This is a genomic window from Streptomyces colwelliae (assembly GCF_048158785.1).
GTDB lineage: Bacteria > Actinomycetota > Actinomycetes > Streptomycetales > Streptomycetaceae > Streptomyces.
Genome location: NZ_JBLTJC010000213.1, coordinates 1 through 17,946, shown reverse-complemented (window position 1 = coordinate 17,946; position 17,946 = coordinate 1). Strand labels below are relative to the sequence as shown.

17 protein-coding genes and 3 pseudogenes are annotated in these 17,946 nt (G+C 69.8%); 10 read left to right on the top strand and 10 right to left on the bottom strand.

The genetic code is table 11. The features are described 5' to 3' along the window. The 3 genes and pseudogenes from ACNFOC_RS33980 to ACNFOC_RS33970 form a co-directional block, all read left to right on the top strand. A pseudogene (locus tag ACNFOC_RS33980) lies at window positions 1-350 on the top strand (hypothetical protein); the annotation flags it as partial. Then, a complete protein-coding gene (locus ACNFOC_RS33975; RefSeq protein WP_416962882.1) occupies window positions 347-1,471 on the top strand; it encodes a hypothetical protein in 1,125 nt (374 codons plus the stop codon). The pseudogene ACNFOC_RS33980 and the gene ACNFOC_RS33975, both read left to right, overlap by 4 nt. Further along, window positions 1,468-2,802 (top strand): hypothetical protein, encoded by a 1,335-nt coding sequence (locus ACNFOC_RS33970; protein ID WP_416962881.1) that lies wholly within the window; start codon window positions 1,468-1,470, stop codon window positions 2,800-2,802. Before ACNFOC_RS33975 ends, ACNFOC_RS33970 begins: the two co-directional genes overlap by 4 nt. A gap of 10 nt (window positions 2,803-2,812) precedes the next feature. On the opposite strand, the gene ACNFOC_RS33965 is transcribed toward ACNFOC_RS33970, so the two are convergent. From ACNFOC_RS33965 to ACNFOC_RS33955, 3 genes are all read right to left on the bottom strand, one after another. Then, window positions 2,813-3,208, bottom strand: coding sequence for a hypothetical protein (locus tag ACNFOC_RS33965; protein ID WP_416962880.1), 396 nt, complete (start codon window positions 3,206-3,208; stop codon window positions 2,813-2,815). Next, window positions 3,208-4,896: an AbeC-like domain-containing protein gene (locus ACNFOC_RS33960; protein ID WP_416962879.1), complete on the bottom strand. Its 1,689-nt coding sequence runs from the start codon at window positions 4,894-4,896 to the stop codon at window positions 3,208-3,210. The genes ACNFOC_RS33965 and ACNFOC_RS33960 overlap by 1 nt, the downstream gene beginning before the upstream one ends. Window positions 4,897-5,190: 294 nt before the next feature. Then, entirely contained in the window at window positions 5,191-6,687 is a 1,497-nt protein-coding gene (locus ACNFOC_RS33955) for an oligopeptide:H+ symporter (protein WP_416962878.1), read from the bottom strand. Window positions 6,688-7,006: 319 nt separating this feature from the next. On the opposite strand from ACNFOC_RS33955, the gene ACNFOC_RS33950 reads away from it, so the two are divergent. Continuing rightward, window positions 7,007-7,684, top strand: a complete 678-nt coding sequence (locus ACNFOC_RS33950) for a response regulator transcription factor (protein ID WP_174447603.1) — start codon at window positions 7,007-7,009, stop codon at window positions 7,682-7,684. A 140-nt stretch (window positions 7,685-7,824) separates the two neighbouring features. Beyond that, a complete protein-coding gene (locus ACNFOC_RS33945) occupies window positions 7,825-9,102 on the top strand; it encodes a sensor histidine kinase (RefSeq protein WP_416962877.1) in 1,278 nt (425 codons plus the stop codon). 21 nt (window positions 9,103-9,123) lie between these two features. Here the strand turns inward: ACNFOC_RS33945 and ACNFOC_RS33940 are convergent, their stop codons facing one another. After that, entirely contained in the window at window positions 9,124-9,672 is a 549-nt protein-coding gene (locus tag ACNFOC_RS33940) for a GtrA family protein (RefSeq protein ID WP_416962876.1), read from the bottom strand. Between the two features lie 163 nt (window positions 9,673-9,835). Here ACNFOC_RS33940 and ACNFOC_RS33935 point away from each other — a divergent pair, with 163 nt between their 5' ends. Next, window positions 9,836-10,975, top strand: a complete 1,140-nt coding sequence (locus tag ACNFOC_RS33935) for a 5-(carboxyamino)imidazole ribonucleotide synthase (protein WP_416962875.1) — start codon at window positions 9,836-9,838, stop codon at window positions 10,973-10,975. Between the two features lie 51 nt (window positions 10,976-11,026). On the opposite strand, the pseudogene ACNFOC_RS33930 reads toward ACNFOC_RS33935, so the two are convergent. Beyond that, window positions 11,027-12,203: pseudogene (locus ACNFOC_RS33930) on the bottom strand (RNA-guided endonuclease InsQ/TnpB family protein); the annotation flags it as partial. Between the two features lie 149 nt (window positions 12,204-12,352). Between ACNFOC_RS33930 and purE the strand changes: the two are divergent. The 3 genes from purE to ACNFOC_RS33915 all read left to right on the top strand — a co-directional run bounded on the left by purE (window position 12,353) and on the right by ACNFOC_RS33915 (window position 15,341). Then, window positions 12,353-12,877: a 5-(carboxyamino)imidazole ribonucleotide mutase gene (purE, locus tag ACNFOC_RS33925; RefSeq protein WP_416962874.1), complete on the top strand. Its 525-nt coding sequence runs from the start codon at window positions 12,353-12,355 to the stop codon at window positions 12,875-12,877. Between the two features lie 23 nt (window positions 12,878-12,900). Continuing rightward, window positions 12,901-14,079 (top strand): dipeptidase, encoded by a 1,179-nt coding sequence (locus tag ACNFOC_RS33920; protein ID WP_416962873.1) that lies wholly within the window; start codon window positions 12,901-12,903, stop codon window positions 14,077-14,079. Between the two features lie 119 nt (window positions 14,080-14,198). After that, window positions 14,199-15,341, top strand: a complete 1,143-nt coding sequence (locus tag ACNFOC_RS33915; RefSeq protein WP_416962872.1) for a dipeptidase — start codon at window positions 14,199-14,201, stop codon at window positions 15,339-15,341. An 18-nt stretch (window positions 15,342-15,359) separates the two neighbouring features. Here ACNFOC_RS33915 and ACNFOC_RS33910 read toward each other — a convergent pair whose 3' ends face one another. Beyond that, a complete protein-coding gene (locus ACNFOC_RS33910) occupies window positions 15,360-15,743 on the bottom strand; it encodes a VOC family protein (RefSeq protein WP_365987498.1) in 384 nt (127 codons plus the stop codon). Window positions 15,744-15,783: 40 nt separating this feature from the next. Continuing rightward, window positions 15,784-16,173: a VOC family protein gene (locus tag ACNFOC_RS33905; protein ID WP_416962871.1), complete on the bottom strand. Its 390-nt coding sequence runs from the start codon at window positions 16,171-16,173 to the stop codon at window positions 15,784-15,786. An 84-nt stretch (window positions 16,174-16,257) separates the two neighbouring features. Here ACNFOC_RS33905 and ACNFOC_RS33900 point away from each other — a divergent pair, with 84 nt between their 5' ends. Continuing rightward, window positions 16,258-16,776: a CGNR zinc finger domain-containing protein gene (locus ACNFOC_RS33900; RefSeq protein ID WP_416962870.1), complete on the top strand. Its 519-nt coding sequence runs from the start codon at window positions 16,258-16,260 to the stop codon at window positions 16,774-16,776. Here the strand turns inward: ACNFOC_RS33900 and ACNFOC_RS33895 are convergent. The 3 genes and pseudogenes from ACNFOC_RS33895 to ACNFOC_RS33885 form a co-directional block, all read right to left on the bottom strand. Next, complete coding sequence (locus ACNFOC_RS33895; RefSeq protein ID WP_416962869.1) at window positions 16,773-17,483, bottom strand: cupredoxin domain-containing protein; 711 nt, start codon at window positions 17,481-17,483, stop codon at window positions 16,773-16,775. The genes ACNFOC_RS33900 and ACNFOC_RS33895 overlap by 4 nt on opposite strands. Then, the gene (locus ACNFOC_RS33890; RefSeq protein WP_416962883.1) at window positions 17,480-17,791 is read right to left on the bottom strand and encodes a hypothetical protein; all 312 of its coding nucleotides are present in this window, start codon (window positions 17,789-17,791) and stop codon (window positions 17,480-17,482) included. Before ACNFOC_RS33890 ends, ACNFOC_RS33895 begins: the two co-directional genes overlap by 4 nt. Before the next feature lie 14 nt (window positions 17,792-17,805). Beyond that, window positions 17,806-17,946 (bottom strand): annotated as a pseudogene (locus ACNFOC_RS33885) (IS3 family transposase); the annotation flags it as partial.

Below are 17,946 nucleotides of genomic sequence, written 5' to 3'. Positions count from 1 at the left end.
GGCTCGCACAGTGGGCCGAACTGATCGGCCGTTTCCGGCAGATGGCCGACGGCGAGCGCGCCCGCAAGGTCGAGAACGCCACCGGAGAACTGGTCGGCGTCACCGCGTCGGACGGTTCGGCGGTCGACCTACGCCTCACGGTCACGGCGACGGGCGGCGCCCACGACACGGCGGACGCGTCGGCGCGGTTCGTGCCGTGGGGAGCGGTGGCGGGGATCGGGGGTGCGCTGACGGCCGGAGCCGCGCTGCTTCTCGTACGCCTACGACGTCGTCAGCGTCGTACGGACGAAGGCGACGAGGCGGCCGAACACCCGTACACACAGACCGAGTTGACGGGAGCGGTGATGTGAGCGGCAAGGTGCGGATTCCGGCGCTGGTGGCGGTACTCGCGCTGCTTCTGCTGCCGTTGGCGGGAGCGACGTCCGCCGCGGCGGCGGCCGGGCCGAGTGTGAAGCTCTCCAAGTCGCAGGCGGGAACGGGCGGTTCGATCACCGTCTCCGGGAGCGGCTGGCGGGCGAACGCCCTGCTGATGGTGCTGATCTGCGGTCAGGCGACGCCCGCGCGCGGGGTCATCGGCGGCACCAACTCCTGTGCGAACGCGGACGGCAGAGCCGTCACGACGGACGCCAAGGGCATCTTCAGCAAGAAGCTGCCGGTGTCCGAACCGCCGGTGCCGTGCCCGTGTGTGGTGCATGTGGCGACGGTGACGGGGGCGGGCGAGTCGGCGGACGCGGTCTTCCAGGTGGCGGGTCACGCGGTCGAACCACTTCCCGCGGAGCCGTCGACCGGACGGCTGTCGGTCCTCTCCGACCCCCGGCTGGACGGTTCGAGCGGGCTGCTGACGTGGTTCGGGGCGCCGCCGTCCCGCACGCTGGTCTTCACCGTCGGCAACGCCGGCTCGTCCGCCGTCAAGAACCCCGTGTTCCAAGTCGGCACCTCCCACGGGGTGTTCGCGCCGCAGTGGGACGACCAGCAGTTCAGCGGCACGATCGCGCCCGGCGGGAAGGCGGAGATCAAACTCCCGGTCGAACTCTCGGCCGGGGCGCACGGCGACTACACCGTCTCGATGAAGTACGGCGGTCGGGTGCTCGCCGAACAGCCGTGGGGCGTCGGCCGTCCCTGGGGCGTGACCCTGTTCTGGATCCTGGTCTGCGTGGTCGTACCGGCGGCGGTGTTCCGCATCGGGATGGCCGTGGTGGACCGGCTACGACCACGCAAGGCGGGCCGCAGCACGGGCCCGCCCCGGCACCGGGCGGCGCTGCACCTGCCCACCCAAGTCACCCTGCGCATGCCGAAGTTCGGCGGGAAGGCGGCCGCTTCCCAGGAAGCAGCCGCGACCGCCCCTACGACCTCGACCCTGCCGTGGTTCACCCCGGACTCGGATCCGGGCACGGCGGCCGGTCGACTCTCCGCACCGCACGACGACAGCCCGACGAGTCCGACGACTCCCACAACGAAGGGACTTACGTGAGCAAGCGAAGGAGAGTCATACCGGCCGGCGGAGGCGGTGTACGGAGAGCGGGCGCGGCCACGTTCGCGCTGGTCCTCGGCGGTGCGGGCCTCGCGCTCGGCCTGACCGCCGGGACCGCGCAGGCCGCCGAGGTGTCCTACGCCACCCACTGCGTGCCGCCCGCCGGCATCGACCCGGTCGACGGCACCACCAAGGTCGAGATCACCGCGCCCGCGACGGCGAAGGTGGGCGACACGGTCGACGTCGTCTGGAAGTTCACCCAGGCCGCGTCCAAGAACCCCGACATCATCGACCTGCCCGCCAACTCGGTCCAGCCGTCCGGCACTTTGAAGGCCAAAGGCGCGCAGACCGCCGACATCGCGATGCTGGGCCCGCGCGAGAACCCGGCGATTCCCAAGGGTGCGGCGATGACCCTGTCCGACATGAAGGGCTCGTTGAAGCTGACGACGGCGGGGTCGGTGACGCTGACACCGGACGCGTACACGGTCAACGCGTTCTCGACGGACACCAAGTGCGCACCGACGGCGACGGTCTCGCCTTCGGCGACGATCAACGTGACGGCGGGAGGCGGCAGTTCATCGAGCACGTCCCCCACTCCATCGGGCTCGACGTCGTCCTCCGCATCGGCATCGGAATCAGCCTCGGAGTCCGCGTCGCCCAGTGATTCGACATCGGCGAGCGCCAGCGACGGCACCGGGACCGGCCAGACGGACTTCACCGGCAAGGAGGTCTCCGTCCCGTACGCGTGCAAGACGCCGATCGGTGACAAGAACGCGACCTCGCCCGTGCAGATCAACGCCACGAAGGACGGCGGGAGTTACGACCTCACCGTGAAGTTCAACGGGTCGGTGATGGACAGCCCGGCGGATATCCCGGCGGACTCGGTGAAACCGTCGATGGAAGTAGTCCTGGGCGGAGCCGACAAGGGCACGGTCCACGTCGAAGGCCCAACCAACTCCGCCGCCATCAAGTCCGGCGACCCGATCGAGATCCCGGACCTGACAGGCACATACAAACCGGGCGCGAGCGGTACGTCGACACTGTCCCCCGGCGTCCTGACAGTCAACGCCCTTGGCACGACGACGACTTGCACGCCCACGAAGTCCGAGGTCTCGCTGACCCTGGACACGACGGAACAGGCGAGCGGCGCGTCAGGCGGTTCCTCGACATCGGGCGGTACGTCAGCGTCGACATCCACCTCGGGTGGCTTGGCGGAGACCGGCTCGAACAGCCACGGCGGCCTGAAGGCACTCGGCCTGGTCTCCGGTACTGCGATCCTGCTGGGCGTGGCGGTGTTCACGTTCATGCCGGGGCGGAGGCGGCTGCGTTGACCTCGACGCGTCAGCTCAGCAGGCCGCCGATGGCGTGGGCCAGGGCCTCTCCGGCCTTCTGAACCACCGTGCCGGTCACCGCGGCGGCCAGGGTCGCCCTGATGCGCTCCAGGTTGCCGGGTTCGGGCTCGGAGGCCTCCAGTTCCCCGGCCGCCTCATCGGCGGTCGCGCTCAGCGTGGCGTGGTTCGGCAGCTTGGCCTTGTTCCGGTCCAACTCGTCCCGGAACAAGGCCAGGAGCTTCTGCGGGTCGGGGGTCTCGTCGGTGCTGTGGGTCTCCGCCGACTGCTTGATGTGCGAGGCGCGCTGAGCGGCCAGGTTGTTGATCGCCCCCGAATTGTTGCCGCCGACGCTGACGCTGGCGCTGACTCCGGGTCCCTTGCCTCCACCGTCGCTGTTCCCCGTCATCACGTTCCTCCCTTTCCGTTGGAGTCCTTGACCGTCTGGTTCACGTGCCGGGTGTCGAAACCCGCGAAGCTCTGGATCGGGGCGCTGTTGTCGCCGTAGATCTGGACGTTGCTGACCACCGAGGCCACCTGCTGTCTGTAGGCGGCCGTGTCGATCCCCATGTCCTCCAGGTAGGTCTCGACCGTCCGGAACACGCAGGTCTGGATCAGCACGACGTGTCGGCCGGCGTCGTCGCTCTGATGCATGTCGGTGGCCTCCTCGACCGAGAAACGGTCCCGCAGGCTCACGGGGTCCATCTCCTCCGCGCGTTCCTCGGCGCGCTCGTCGAGGCGGCCGGCCACCCGCCACAGCGCGGTCGTCCCCAGCACAGTGTCGAGAAAGCCCTGGGCCGTCACCCAGCCCAGGAGCCGCAGCCCGTGCCGGGCCGCCGGATTCCCCGCCAGACGCAGCTCGTTGAACAGCGGCGTCATGACGTGCGGGCGCACGGTCAGGCGCAGTTCACGCGCCTCCAGAGCCGCGTGCACGAAGACGCTCACCACTAATTGTCCCGACCAGCTCACGCACTGGGCCCGCAGGTAGCCCCGGTTCGGCAGGCTGGAGGGTGACCTGCGGCCCCGGCCGCGCAGTACGGGGAAGTCCACCTCGGCCGTCTTGCTGCGTTGCAGCCACAGATGGGCCGGAAGCCCTACGACGCGCATCTCGGAGAATCCCGGCAACCGGTCGGTGATGTCCCTGGCATTGCGGCCGAGTTCGTTCAGGGCCGCACCGACGCGCTGAAGCAGTTCCTCCTCGCCGAATTCGTTCAGCCGCTCGTCGGGATCCTTGGGCTGGAGCGGGATGTTGATACGGGCCGGGAACCACGCGTCGCGGCCCGCGCCGACGAAGTGTTCCTCCGTGTCGTACGGCAGTTCCCGCCGGGTCTGGTAGGCGCCGATGTCCTTCAGCCGGGCGGCGGTCCTGGGCGCGATCCAGCGAAGCCGGTACGCGGTGACCGTGTCGTGGCGGAGCTCGGTCAGGGCCGCCCGCGCGGCGAGCCGGTCCATCGCGCAGACGAAGGTGACCGTGACCAGGGCGGCGAGCGGGAGGAGCAGGAGCATGACCCGCAGGCGTCCGGACCCGAGGCCCGCCGCCTGGAGCGGCAGCACCGTCAGGACCAGCGGCGCGGCCAGCAGCCCGTAGGCCAGGCGAGGAGATCGTGTCGGACGGGGCAGCCCTCGTCGTTCCGCCGTGCGCGCGGCGTGCTGCGTCACGAGAAGAGCGGCCGCCATGGCGACGCCCCAGACCCCCGCCGCCAGGGGGGCGAGGTATGCCGCCCAGGCCAGCCCGAGGAACACGAATCCCCGGCGCAGCCAGCGGCGCCGGCGTACCCGGAGGCTGTGCGTGAGGACGGGTACGAGGTCGAAACCGTGCGACGGCACAGGCAGGGTGGGACCGCGCAGCACATGGTCGACGGCCCACTGCGCCATCGGCTCGCCCAGAGGAGGACATTTGTCGCTGCCTTCGAGATAGATACGGCGTCTCGTGCTGCGGCGCGGCTTGTCGGGCTTGCCCGCCTTGCCCCGGGCCGCCCGCCAGCGGGCCTTCGCGTCGCCTACGCGGTCCGGTCGCGCGTAGAGAGCCTGGCAGAGGAAGCGCGTCGCCTCCGATGCCGTGGGGTTCACGGGGCCGGAGCGATCGGACTCGAACACGGGTGGCCCTGGCTGAACGGGCACACCGGGCCCCTGTTCCCCGTCTTCCCCGTCGGCGGGCTCTCCGCTCCGAGCCCGCGCACCCCACATGATTCCCATACCGCTCGTCCCCCTTCGCCGGTATGGCGGGCATCTTGGCGGCACGGGGCGGACGCGGCCAGACGGCGAACGCCGCAATATGGTCAATCCGCTCAATCAATACGCAGGTTGGCTGAAAAGCGCCCAACTCACGCAGAGGGGCCACCGTCTCCGTAGACCGGATGCGGTGGCCCCTCGTACAGCTCAGGACGTACGTCAGTGCACGTTCCCCATGAGTTGCCTGACCTTCTTGCGGTACATCCATACCGCCGCGCCCGCCAGGACCGCGAGGACGGCTTGGAGGGCGACGATGCCCGTCTTGTTCAGGTCGACTCCGGCGATGGACAGGAGGCCTGTCGTGGCGTCGCCTGCCGTGACCGCGAGGAACCAGACGCCCATCATCTGGGAGGCGTACTTCGCGGGGGCCATCTTCGTGGTGACGGACAGGCCGACGGGGGAGAGGGTCAACTCGCCGACCGTCTGGACGAAGTAGATCGCCACGAGCCACATCGCCGCCGCCTTGTGACCGCCGTCGGCGATCGCGAGCGGGGCCAGGAAGAGGAAGAAGGACGCGCCGATCAGGACCAGGCCCATCGCGAACTTGGTCGCCGTGCTGGGCTCCTTGCCGCGGCGGGCCAGGGCCAGCCAGGCCCAGGCGAACACCGGGGCCAGGGCCATGATGAGGACCGGGTTGACCGACTGGTACCAGGAGACCGGGAACTCCCAGCCGAACACGGTGTTCTTCGCCGAGGAGTTGGCGAACAGGGACACCGTCGAGCCGCCCTGGTCGTAGATCATCCAGAAGACGGCCGCGGCGATGAAGAACCAGATGTACGCGGACATCTTCGACTGGTCGGCCCGGTCGAGGGTCTTGTCGCGCTTGATGCGGGCGATGACCAGGACGGGGATGAGCAGGCCGGCGACCGTGATCGGGACCAGCAGCCAGTTCAGCGTGTAGTGGCCGGAGAAGCCGACGATCGCGTAGAAGACGACGGCGACGGCGGCCCACAGCGCGGACTTGCGCAGGGTGGCGGCCTTCTCCTCGGCGGACAGCGGCGTGGGGACGACGTCCGAGCGGGAGCTGAGGTGGCGCGTGCCGAGCAGGTACTGGGCGAGGCCGATGGCCATGCCGACCGCGGCGAGCGCGAAGCCGAGGTGCCAGTTGACGTTCTCACCGACGGTGCCGATGACCAGCGGCGCGGCGAAGGCGCCGACGTTGATGCCGATGTAGAAGAGCGTGAAGCCGCCGTCGCGCCGCGGGTCGTCCGGGCCCTCGTAGAGGTGGCCGACCATCGTGGAGATGTTGGCCTTCAGGAGACCCGAGCCGATCGCCACCAGGCCCAGGCCCGCGAAGAACGTGCCCGAGGACGGCAGGGCCAGGGTGAGGTGGCCGAGCATGATGATCACGCCCGCGACCGCGACCGTTTTACGGGGGCCGAGGACCCGGTCCGCGAACCAGCCGCCGGGCAGGGCGAGCAGGTACACGAGGGACAGGTACACCGAGTAGATCGCGGTAGCGGTGGCCGCGCTCAGGTGCAGGCCGCCGGGGGCGACCAGGTACAGGGGAAGCAGGGCCCTCATGCCGTAGTAGGAGAATCGCTCCCACATCTCGGTCATGAAGAGCGTGGCCAGTCCGCGGGGGTGGCCGAAGAAGGTCTTCTCGGAACCGGGGGTGCCCGGAGTCACCGAGTCCTTCGTCAGGCTGGACGCCATGGTCGATCCTTGCTGGTCGGGTGGGCCGCACACAAAAGGGACCTTCAGCTGTGAATGCTCGCCAAAGGCCCCAGTGTCACTACAGGCGGTCCAGTCACCATACGGCAGGACACTGCCGGATATGGAAGGACTTGAGACATCGATCACAGGAAGAAGTGGAACCGCGACCGACCTTTCCAAGGTGTTTACAAGGATGGCATCCCACAGGCGCAGGTTCGGACCGGATTCTCCACGCGAGCGAATCCGACTTGCCCCAAGGTAAGAATCACTCGTGGCGATCACACCTCGACCGCTGTCCGAGGCGGACTACCATCACCTCATGACCCGTGTACTGCTCGCCGAGGACGACGCGTCCATTTCGGAGCCGCTGGCCCGCGCTTTGCGACGGGAAGGTTACGAGGTCGAGGTGCGCGAGGACGGACCGACAGCGCTCGACGCCGGCATCCAGGGCGGCATCGACCTGTGTGTCCTGGACCTGGGCCTGCCCGGCATGGACGGCCTCGAAGTGGCCCGCCGACTGCGCGCCGAGGGCCACACCGTCCCGATCCTCATCCTGACCGCGCGCGCCGACGAGGTGGACACCGTCGTCGGCCTCGACGCGGGCGCCGACGACTACGTCACCAAACCCTTCCGGCTCGCCGAACTGCTCGCCCGCGTCCGGGCCCTGCTCCGGCGCGGCGCGGCCGAGCCCGCGCAGCCGCCCGCCACGCACGGCGTCCGTATCGACGTCGAGTCCCACCGTGCGTGGATGGGCGACGAGGAACTCCAGCTCACCGCCAAGGAGTTCGACCTGCTGCGGGTTCTTGTGCGGGATGCCGGGCGGGTCGTCACCCGGGACCAGTTGATGCGCGAGGTGTGGGACACGACGTGGTGGTCGTCCACCAAGACCCTCGACATGCACATCTCCTGGCTGCGGAAGAAGCTCGGTGACGATGCGGCCAACCCTCGGTACATCGCCACGGTGCGGGGTGTCGGGTTCCGGTTCGAAAAGAGCTAGGTCGGTCTACGCGCGACATCGCCGTGGTGGCTTGGGTGGGTGCGCGGGTGCTGGCTTCGTGTGGCTGGTCGCGCAGTTCCCCGCGCCCCTAAAGGCGCTGCCCACACCGGTACTCAAAAAGTCACCGCCCGGAGGGGCCCGTGCGTCGTCGTCTTATTCAGTCCACGCTCGCTGTGGTGCTCGTGGTCATCGCTGTCTTTGGCGTGTCTCTTGTCATCGTGGAGACGCGGACCATCAGCAACAGCGCCCAGGAACGTGTGGATTCCGAGGCGCTGCGGCTGGCCAGCATCGTGGACAGCCGGATACTGGGCGCGGAGATCGTCGACTCCGAGGTGCTGCGTACGCAGGTCACGGAGGACCGCTACGCCGTGATTCGCATCCCGGGCGACCCGGTGATCGAGGTCGGCACCAAGCCGGCCGGTGATGTCATCCGCTCCACCGCCAAGGGCGAGGAGGGCGAGACGGTCACCGTGGAGGAGCCGCGCTCGACCGTCACCCGTGAGGTGGGGCGGACGCTGCTGATCATCGGCGCCGTCGCCCTGCTCGCCGTGGTCGCCGCCGTGCTGCTCGCCGTACGGCAGGCCAACCGGCTCGCCTCGCCGCTCACCGACCTCGCGGAGACCGCCGAGCGGCTCGGTTCCGGTGACCCGCGGCCCCGGCACAAGCGGTACAGCGTGCCGGAGCTGGACCGGGTCGCCGACGTCCTCGACTCCTCCGCCGAGCGCATCGCCCGCATGCTCACCGCCGAGCGCAGGCTCGCCGCCGACGCCTCGCACCAGCTGCGTACGCCGCTGACCGCGCTGTCCATGCGGCTGGAGGAGATCACCCTCACCGACGACCCGGACACGGTGAAGGAGGAGGCGACCATCGCGCTGACGCAGGTCGAGCGGCTCACGGACGTCGTGGAGCGGCTGCTGACGAACGCGCGTGACCCGCGTACCGGATCCGCCGTCTCCTTCGACCTCGACGAGGTCATCCAGCAGCAGCTCGCCGAGTGGCGCCCCGCCTACCGCAGTGGGGGGCGCGCGATCGTCAGCTCCGGAAAGCGGCATCTCCAGGCCGTCGGCACCCCGGGCGCCGTAGCGCAGGTGCTGGCCGCGCTGATCGAGAACTCCCTGATGCACGGCGGCGGCACGGTCGCCCTGCGCACCCGCGTCACCGGCAACCAGGCCGTCGTAGAGGTCACGGACGAGGGGCCCGGTGTTCCCACCGACCTCGGCGCCCGGATCTTCGAGCGCACGATCAGTGGCCGCAACTCGACGGGGATCGGGCTGGCGGTCGCGCGGGACCTCGCGGAGGCGGACGGCGGGCGGCTGGAAATGCTTCAGTTGCAGCCGCCGGTGTTCGGCCTCTTCCTGTCGCGTACGCCGCCGACGAAGCGGCCGGCCGTGGAGGAAGAGGAGCCCACGGTCCGCTGAGGGCCGGAGGGAGCGGGTGATTCAGCTCACGTGCTGCTTGGGGCGGGGGAGCGGCTCACGCTGGGGCTCGATGAAGGCCTCCGCCTTCGCCACCGTTTCTCCGGATGCGGCCGGTTCCCCGGATGACTCCGCCTCGTCCTCCACCGGCAGCGCCTTGAACACCCAGCTGCGGTACGACCAGAAGCGGAACAGCGTCGCGATGCCGATGCCGAGCACCTTGAAGACGTTGCGCTGGAGCGAGCTGTCCCAGCCGAAGCCGTAGATCGCCGCGAACAGGATGCCGTTCTCGATCACCAGGCCGACGAGGCTGAACGCCAGGAACAGGCTGAGTTCCTTGGTACGGGCGGTCTTGTCGCGGTCACGGTAGGTGAAGTACCGGAAGCCGACGTAGTTGCACGCGATGGCGACGATCGTCGCGATCACGTTGGCGCGCACGGCCTGGAGGCTGGTCAGATGCCACAGCAGGTTGGAGACCGCGAAGTTCACCACGGTGCCCACCACGCCCACCGCGCCGAACTTGGCGACCTCGCGGGCGAGCCGTTTCAAAGGCCCTTCGGAACCACGTTCCATGGTTGTGCAGGCCCCCGTCTTCTCGGATTCTGGACCCAGCCATGCTAACCACCGCTTTCCCCCGGCGCCCGTGAAGCCGCTCACAGGTCGGGAAGAGACCCGGAAAAGAACGGTAAGAGGTACGGAAATCAGGCCGCCGTGGCGTGACCGATACCCTGGGGGAGTGACGTTCCCGGTAGTCGGCATGGTCGGCGGGGGGCAGCTCGCTCGTATGACACACGAGGCGGGCATCCCGCTCGGCATCAAATTCAAGCTCCTCAGTGACACCCCCCAGGAGTCCGCGGCGCAGGTCGTCGGCGATGTCGTCATCGGCGACTACCGCGACCTCGACACGCTGCGTGACTTCGCGCGGGGGTGCGATGTGATCACCTTCGATCACGAACACGTACCCACCGAGCATCTGCGCGCTCTGGAGGCGGACGGCATCCCCGTGCGCCCCGGCCCGGACGCGCTCGTGCACGCCCAGGACAAGGGCGTGATGCGGGCCAAGCTCGTCGAGATCGGCGTGCCGTGCCCGCGGCACCGGCTCGTGAGCGACCCGGCGGACGTCGTCGCGTTCGCGGCCGAGGGGGACGGCTTCCCGGTCGTCCTCAAGACTGTCCGCGGCGGCTACGACGGCAAGGGCGTCTGGGTCGTCGACTCCGCGGAGGAGGCCGCCGACCCGTTCCGCGCCGGCGTCCCCGTCCTCGCCGAGGAGAAGGTCGACTTCGTACGGGAGCTGGCGGCGAACGTCGTACGTTCACCGCACGGCCAGGCCGTCGCCTACCCGGTCGTCGAGTCCCAGCAGGTGGGCGGCGTCTGCGACACGGTCATCGCGCCCGCCCCCGACCTGGACGAGTCCCTCGCGCTGCGCGCCGAGGAGATGGCGCTGCGCATCGCGAAGGAACTCGGTGTCGTCGGCCACCTCGCCGTCGAACTGTTCCAGACCCGCGACGGCCGCATCCTCGTCAACGAACTCGCGATGCGCCCGCACAACTCCGGTCACTGGACCCAGGACGGCGCGATCACCAGCCAGTTCGCGAACCACGTCCGCGCGGTCCTCGACCTCCCGCTCGGCGATCCGCGCGCCCGGAGCACATGGACGGTCATGTGTAACGTGCTCGGCGGCGACTACCCGGACATGTACTCCGCGTACCTGCACTGCATGGCCCGGGACCCCCAGCTGAAGATCCACATGTACGGCAAGGACGTGAAGCCCGGCCGCAAGGTGGGCCACGTCAACACCTACGGCGACGACCTGGACGACGTCCTCGATCGGGCCCGTCACGCAGCCGGCTACTTGAGAGGCACGATCACCGATTGACCTCGGTCTCTCTCCTAGGGGAGAGACCTGTCGTGGCTCGCGCCATGACGCTTCCTGCTTCATCGTCGACTGCCCGCCCGGAGGAGCTCCGTTGGGGTCTTACACCGGCTCCACAGGCCGACACCGCCAGCCCGGCGGCCAGAATGGTCTTTGCGGCGTTGTGGTCCCGGTCGTGCTGGGTGCCGCAGCCCTCACACGTCCATCGGCGGACACTCAGTGGCAACTCATCGTGGATCAGGCCGCACGCGGAGCAGGTCTTGCTCGACGGGAAGAAGCGGTCGATCGTGATCAGCTCGCGCCCGTACCAGTCGCATTTGTACTCCAGTTGGGAGCGCAACTCCGTCCACGAGGCATCGGATATCGCGCGGGCGAGAGTGCGGTTGCCGAGCAGGCTGCGAACGGTCAGGTCCTCGATCACGATCGTTTGGTTTTCACGAACGAGTCGAGTGGTGAGCTTGTGCAGAAAATCGCGGCGCCGGTCGGCGATTCGCGCGTGGATGCGGGCGACCTTGACGCGCGCCTTCTCCCGGTTCCTCGAGCCCTGAGTCTTCCGGGAGAGTCCTTGCTGGGCCTTGCCGAGGCGGGTCCGGTCCTTCCGCTCGAATTTCGGATTGGTGATCTTCTCGCCGGTGGACATGGTGATCAAGTTGGTGAGGCCGGCATCGAGTCCTACCGCCGTGTCGGTGGCCGGTCCGGAGCTGACAACGCTTTCGACCAGCAGGGAGACGAACCATCGGCCTGCCCTGTCTCTGGAGATCGTGACCGTGGACGGTTCGGCGCCTTCGGGAAGAGGCCGCGACCATGCGATGGCCAGTGGAGCAGGCATCTTCGCCAAGGTGAGCTCTCCGTCACGAAACCTGAATGCGGAGCGCGTGTACTCGGCAGAGTCCTTCGACCTCTTCTTCGACTTGAAGCGGGGGTGTCGGGCCCGTTTGTCGAAGAACGCTGTGTAGGCGGTCTGCAGATGTCGCAGCGACTGCTGCAGCGGCACAGAAGAGACCTGCGCCAGAAAACCGTGCTCTTCGGACTTCTTCCACTCCGTGAGCATCGCCGAAGTCTCCACGTAGGAGACCCGACGGTGCTCCAGCGTCCATGCCCGGGATCGGGCGTCGAGCGCCATGTTGTAGACCTTGCGCACGCAGCCGAAAGTGCGCGACAGCTCGGCTGCCTGTTCCGCAGTCGGATAGAAGCGGTACTTGAATGCCCGCTTCACACACTTGGCCCCCATGCCTCACACGCTAGTGCCTTCGATGTAAGCCTTTCTGGCAGTCGGGGAATCTTGCTGTGCGGCAACCCGGATGAACTGCTTCCGCATGCGAGCGGAGTACCCGTCCAGCCCCCTCGGCTGAAGCCGAAAAGGTACGCAAGGAGATTGAGATGAGCCCCGTAGTTGGAATCGTCATGGGGTCGGACTCCGACTGGTCCGTCATGGAGGCCGCCGCGAAGGCCCTCGACGAGTTCGAGATCGCGTACGAGGTCGACGTCCTCTCCGCGCACCGCATGCCCCGCGAGATGATCACGTACGGCGAGCGGGCCGACGGCCGCGGCCTCAAGGTGATCATCGCGGGCGCGGGCGGCGCCGCCCACCTCCCCGGCATGCTCGCCTCGGTGAGCCCGCTGCCGGTGATCGGCGTCCCCGTGCCGCTCAAGTACCTGGACGGCATGGACTCGTTGCTGTCCATCGTGCAGATGCCGGCCGGTGTCCCCGTCGCCACCGTCTCGGTCGCCGGCGCGCGCAACGCGGGCCTGCTCGCCGCCCGCATCCTGGCCACCCACGACGAGGAACTCCTCGTCCGCATGCGGGAGTTCCAGCAGGAGCTGAACGACCAGGCCACCGAGAAGGGCAAGCGCCTGCGCGCCAAGGCCGAGGGCTCCGGCAGCGGCTTCGGCTTCGGGAAGTGACGGGGATGACGGGGATGACGGGGATGACGTCACTGGACCGGGCCCGGGAACTGCTCCGTGAGTTCCCGGTCGTCGACGGGCACAACGACCTGCCCTGGGCGCTGCGCACGCAGGTCGACTACGACCTCGACGCCCGCGACATCGCCGTCCACCAGAACGCCCATCTGCACACCGACATCCCGCGCCTGCGCGAGGGCGGCGTCGGCGCGCAGTACTGGTCGGTGTACGTGCGCTCGGACCTGCCCGACCCGGTGCCGACGACGCTCGAACAGATCGACTGCGTACGGCAGTTGCTCGCCCGTTACCCGCGGGACCTGGCGCCCGCGCTGACCGCCGCGGACATGGAGTCGGCGCGCGGGGAGGGCCGTATCGCCTCGTTGATGGGTGCGGAGGGCGGGCACTCGATCGCCAACTCCCTCGGCACGCTACGGGGGTTGTACGCCCTCGGTGTCCGCTACATGACCCTCACCCACAACGACAACGTGGCGTGGGCGGACTCGGCGACGGACGAGCCGGGGGTGGGCGGACTGTCGGCGTTCGGCCGTGAGGTCGTGCGGGAGATGAACCGCGAGGGCATGCTCGTCGACCTCTCGCACGTGGCGGCGACGACGATGCGCGACGCGCTGGACACGTCGACCGCCCCGGTGATCTTCTCGCACTCCTCGTCGAGGGCGGTCTGCGACCACCCGCGCAACATCCCGGACGACGTGCTGGAGCGGCTGCCCGCCAATGGCGGCATGGCGATGGTGACGTTCGTGCCGAAGTTCGTGCTCCAGGCCGCCGTGGACTGGATGGCCGCGGCCGACGACAACATGCGCGCGCACGGTCTGCACCACCTGGAGACCACGGAGGAGGCCATGAAGGTGCACCGCGCCTTCGAGGAACTCCACCCGCGCCCGGTCGCGACCGTCTCCACCGTCGCCGACCACCTCGACCACATGCGCGAGGCCGCGGGCGTCGACCACCTCGGCATCGGCGGCGACTACGACGGCACGGCCTTCACCCCGGACGGCCTGAACGACGTCTCCGGCTACCCGAACCTCGTCGCGGAACTGCTGGACCGCGGCTGGTCCAAGCCCGACCTGGCCAAGCTGACCTGGCAGAACGCGGTACGGGTGCTGGGCGCGGCGGAGGACGTGGCGCGGGAGACCCGGGCGACGCGGGGTCCGTCGAACGCGACGATCGACTCGCTCGACGGCTGACCGGCGCGGCGCGGGAGCGCCCACTCCCGCGCCGTACCCCGAACGCCCCGCTCACCAGGTGGCCCCCTTGCGGGCGTGCGACGGTGACCGTACTGCCGTAACGACGTACGGAGCCCGCCATGGCCGACCTCCAGGACCAACTGCACGCGACGACCGAGGTCGGCGAGCTCGACGACTTGGTCCACGAGCCCTTTCCCGCCGGGGTCTTCCCGCCGGACACCGCGGAACCGTACGACCCCGTCTCCGACCCGGCCGCCGCCCCGCTGGAGCGCGCGCACGCCATCCTCGCCGCGCACCCGGTCGCGGACGGCTACAGCGGGCTGCCGTGGGCGCTGCGGCACCTGCCGTGGTTCGACCTGGAGCTGGGCGAGAGTTCCGTGGACACCGATGTGCCACGGCTGCGCGAGGGGCACGTCGGCGCGCTGTTCTGGTCGCTGCACCTGCCCGAGGGCCTCGCCGGGGACCGGGCGGTCGGCGCCACCCTGGAACAGCTCGACCTCGTGAACACGGTGGTCCGCGCCCACCCCGAGGGCCTGCGCCTGGCGTACACCGCCGGCGAGACCACCGACGTGCGCCACTGCGGCCGTATCGCCGTGCTGCTGGGCCCCGCCGGAGCCGCCGCGCTCGGCGACTCCCTGGGCATCCTGCGCTCCCTGCACGCGCTGGGTCTACGGGTCCTCACGCTGTCCGGGGTGTCCTGGGCGAGCGAGGCCGGGCTGACCCGGTTCGGCGAGGAGGTCGTCCGCGAGATGAACCGCCTCGGCGTGCTCGCCGACCTCTCCGGCGCCTCCGACGGCACGATCCGCCGCACCCTCGCCGTCTCGAAGGCACCGGTGCTGTTCACCCGCTCCGCCGCCCGCACCCTGCGCCCGCACCCGGCCAACCTCTCCGACGAACTCCTCGCCGCGGTCGGCGCCGCCAAGGGACTGTGCATGGTGCCGCTCACCGCCGAACAGACCGGCCCGTCCGTCCGGGACGTCGCCGACCACCTCGACCACGTCCACGAGATCGCGGGCCGCGAGTGCGTCGCCCTGTCCGGCACGTACGACGCTGGCACGGCCCATCCGCAGGACCTCGCCGACGCCTCCTGCTACCCGAACCTCATCGCCGAGCTCCTCCACCGCGGCTGGTCCGAGCCCGACCTCGCCCTGCTCAGCTGGGGCAACGTCCAACGCGCCCTGCGCAGCGCCGACTTCACGGCCCGCGCCGCCCAGCAGCGCCGCGAGCCGTCGACGGCGAAGATCGCCGAGCTGGACAGCTGACACGCGGTTGTACGGGTTCTACGGGTGGTCGATCCGGCAGAGGCAGAAGGGATGCCCTGCCGGATCGGCGTACACCCGGAAGTTCTCCTTGTCCTCCTGGTGCAACGGCCGCGCCCCGAGCGCCAGCGCCTTCGCCTCCGCGACCTCCAGCTCCTCCCAGGTCGCCCCGGAGTCGAAGTCGAGATGGAGCTGCTGCGGCCGGTCCGCGCGCGGCCACTCGGGCGGGACGTACTCCGCCACCCGCTGGAAAGCGAGCCGCGGCCCGTCCGGAATGTCGAGCACGACCCACTCGTCGTGCGCGACGTGGGGTGTGCCGCCGAGGATCCCGGCGTAGAACTCGGCGAGCGCGAGCGGGTCGGGGCAGTCGAGCACGGTGGAACGGAAACGTGCCACGGCGGACATGGTGATCTCCCTGGTGTCGGCGATGTCGTCGTCGGCGGTGTCAGCAGGCGCAGAGGCAGAACGGGTGCCCCGCCGGGTCCGCGTACACACGCCAGGTGCGAGAGCGGTCGTCGGTGTCCAGCGGCCTTGCGCCCAGCGCCAGTACGCCCTTCTCGGCCGCGTCCAGGTCCGTGACGGTCAGGTCGAGGTGGAACTGCTGGGAGTCGCCGGACGCGGGCCACTTCGGCGGTACGTGCCCGGGCGCCTCCTGGAACGCGAGCGTCCGCCCGCCCGGCAGCTTCAGGTCCACCCAGTCACCGCCGTCCTCGTCCTCGACGGTGCCGCCCAGGATCCCGGCGTAGAAGCCGGCGAGCGCGCGCGGATCGGGACAGTCCAGGACGACGGCACCCAGCTCGGCGATGGAGGTGGGGGTGGGGGTGGGTTCGGTCATGACGGACTCCTTCTGGTTACCCACAGGAGGCATTAGCCGGTAACGGTTACCTCATGCTCCCGCATTGGAGGTAACGTCGCAAGCATGAGTGAGAGAGTTCCCGCGCCCGGCGACCTGGCCCTGATCGAGGCCCTGGTCAACACGCTGGACATCGAGGCGGGCACCGACGAACTCGACACGGCGGACGGCCGCGCACGCTTCGGACTCGCGGAGGGGGAGACGGAGTCGGCGCGCGAACTACGCGAATCGCTGCGCGCCACCCTCCTCGCCCACGCGGGTCACCCCCCGCACCGCGAGACCACACCACTCGGCGAACTCCTCGCGCGGGCCCCGCTGTTGGTGGCGATCGACCCGCAGGACGGCTCCGCGCACATCAGGCCGGCAGACGGCGACCCCCTGCTCTCCCGCGTGGCGTCGGCCATCGCCCGGTCCCTCGCCGAAGGCACCTGGCCTCGCCTCAAGGCGTGCGAAGCCCCCACCTGCCACTGGGCGTACTACGACCGCAGCCCGGCGGGCCGGGGCCGCTGGTGCTCGATGGCGGTGTGCGGGGCGCGCGCGAAGATGCGGACGTACCGCGCCCGGCAGGCCGGAGAGGCGTCCTAGCTCTTCGCCTCGCCCCCGTCCGCCTGCGCGGCCCGTGACCCCACCAGCAGCAGACACAGCACGGCGACTCCCGCGACCAGCCCGGCCAGCACCAGCAGCGGATCCAGCGGACGGGACGTCGACGCGGCCTGCTGGACCTGCCCGGCCTGCGGTGCGGCCGTCGTGGGCGCCGGTGCCGCCGCCGCGACGGTGGAGGTCGGCGAGGCCGGCATCGACATCGCGTGGGACGGGGACGAGGCGTGCGCGGGCGTCCTCGCCGCGACGGTCCGGCTCGGCACGGTCGAGTGCCGCTGCCCCGAGCCGGACGACGAACCGCTGTGCTCGTGCGCCGTGGGGGCCGCGGAGGTCGCCGGTGCCGCCGCCTTCACGGCCATCTGCGCCGTCATGTCCGGGTGGACGGTGCAGACATAGCCGTAGGACCCGGCCGTGGTGAACGTGAAGCTCCAGCTCTGGCCCTTGCTGAGCATGGGGGAGTGGACCGCGACCGGACCCGAGGTGGTCTTCACGTCGTGCGGGGCGGTGTCCTCGTTGGTCCAGGTCACCGTCGTGCCGGCCGTGATCGTCAGGGCCGCGGGCGAGAAGGCGTACCCCTTCATCAGCACGTGGTACGACGCGGCCGACGCCTGCCCGGCGGGCAGCACCAGCAGACCGAGCAGGGCGAATACGACGGCTGCGACACCTGGCGCCGCCCGCCCGGCCGCCCTCACGCGAACTCCGCGGCGACCAGCAGCCGCAGCCGGGTGGCGGGGCGGCCGGCCCGGAATCCCGTGGCACGTCGCAGCAGCCGGTACGGCAGCGTGGCCGTACCCACCACGAGCAGCCGGTCCTCCGCGTGCTCGACGACGCGGAGCCGGAGGAGGACGGGGAAGGCGGTCCCGTCGATGTCGAGGTCGCCGGTCAGCTGTAGTCGGCGGCCTCCGGCGAAGGACTCCACCTGTTCGGAGGTGAGCCGGGCCGTGAGGCGTGGATCGTCGAACTCGAAGCGGAACAAGGGGTGTTCGGAGGAGTCCGGCACGGTGAGGGATGCGGCGGCGAGGGCGATGCGAGTGCGGCTTGTCTGCGGCGCCGGTGGTAGGTCCGCTCGACCCAGGTCACGATCGCGATGCGCAGTTCCTCGCGGGTGGCCCAGGATCGGCGGTCGAGGACGTTCTTCTGCAGCAGGCTGAAGAA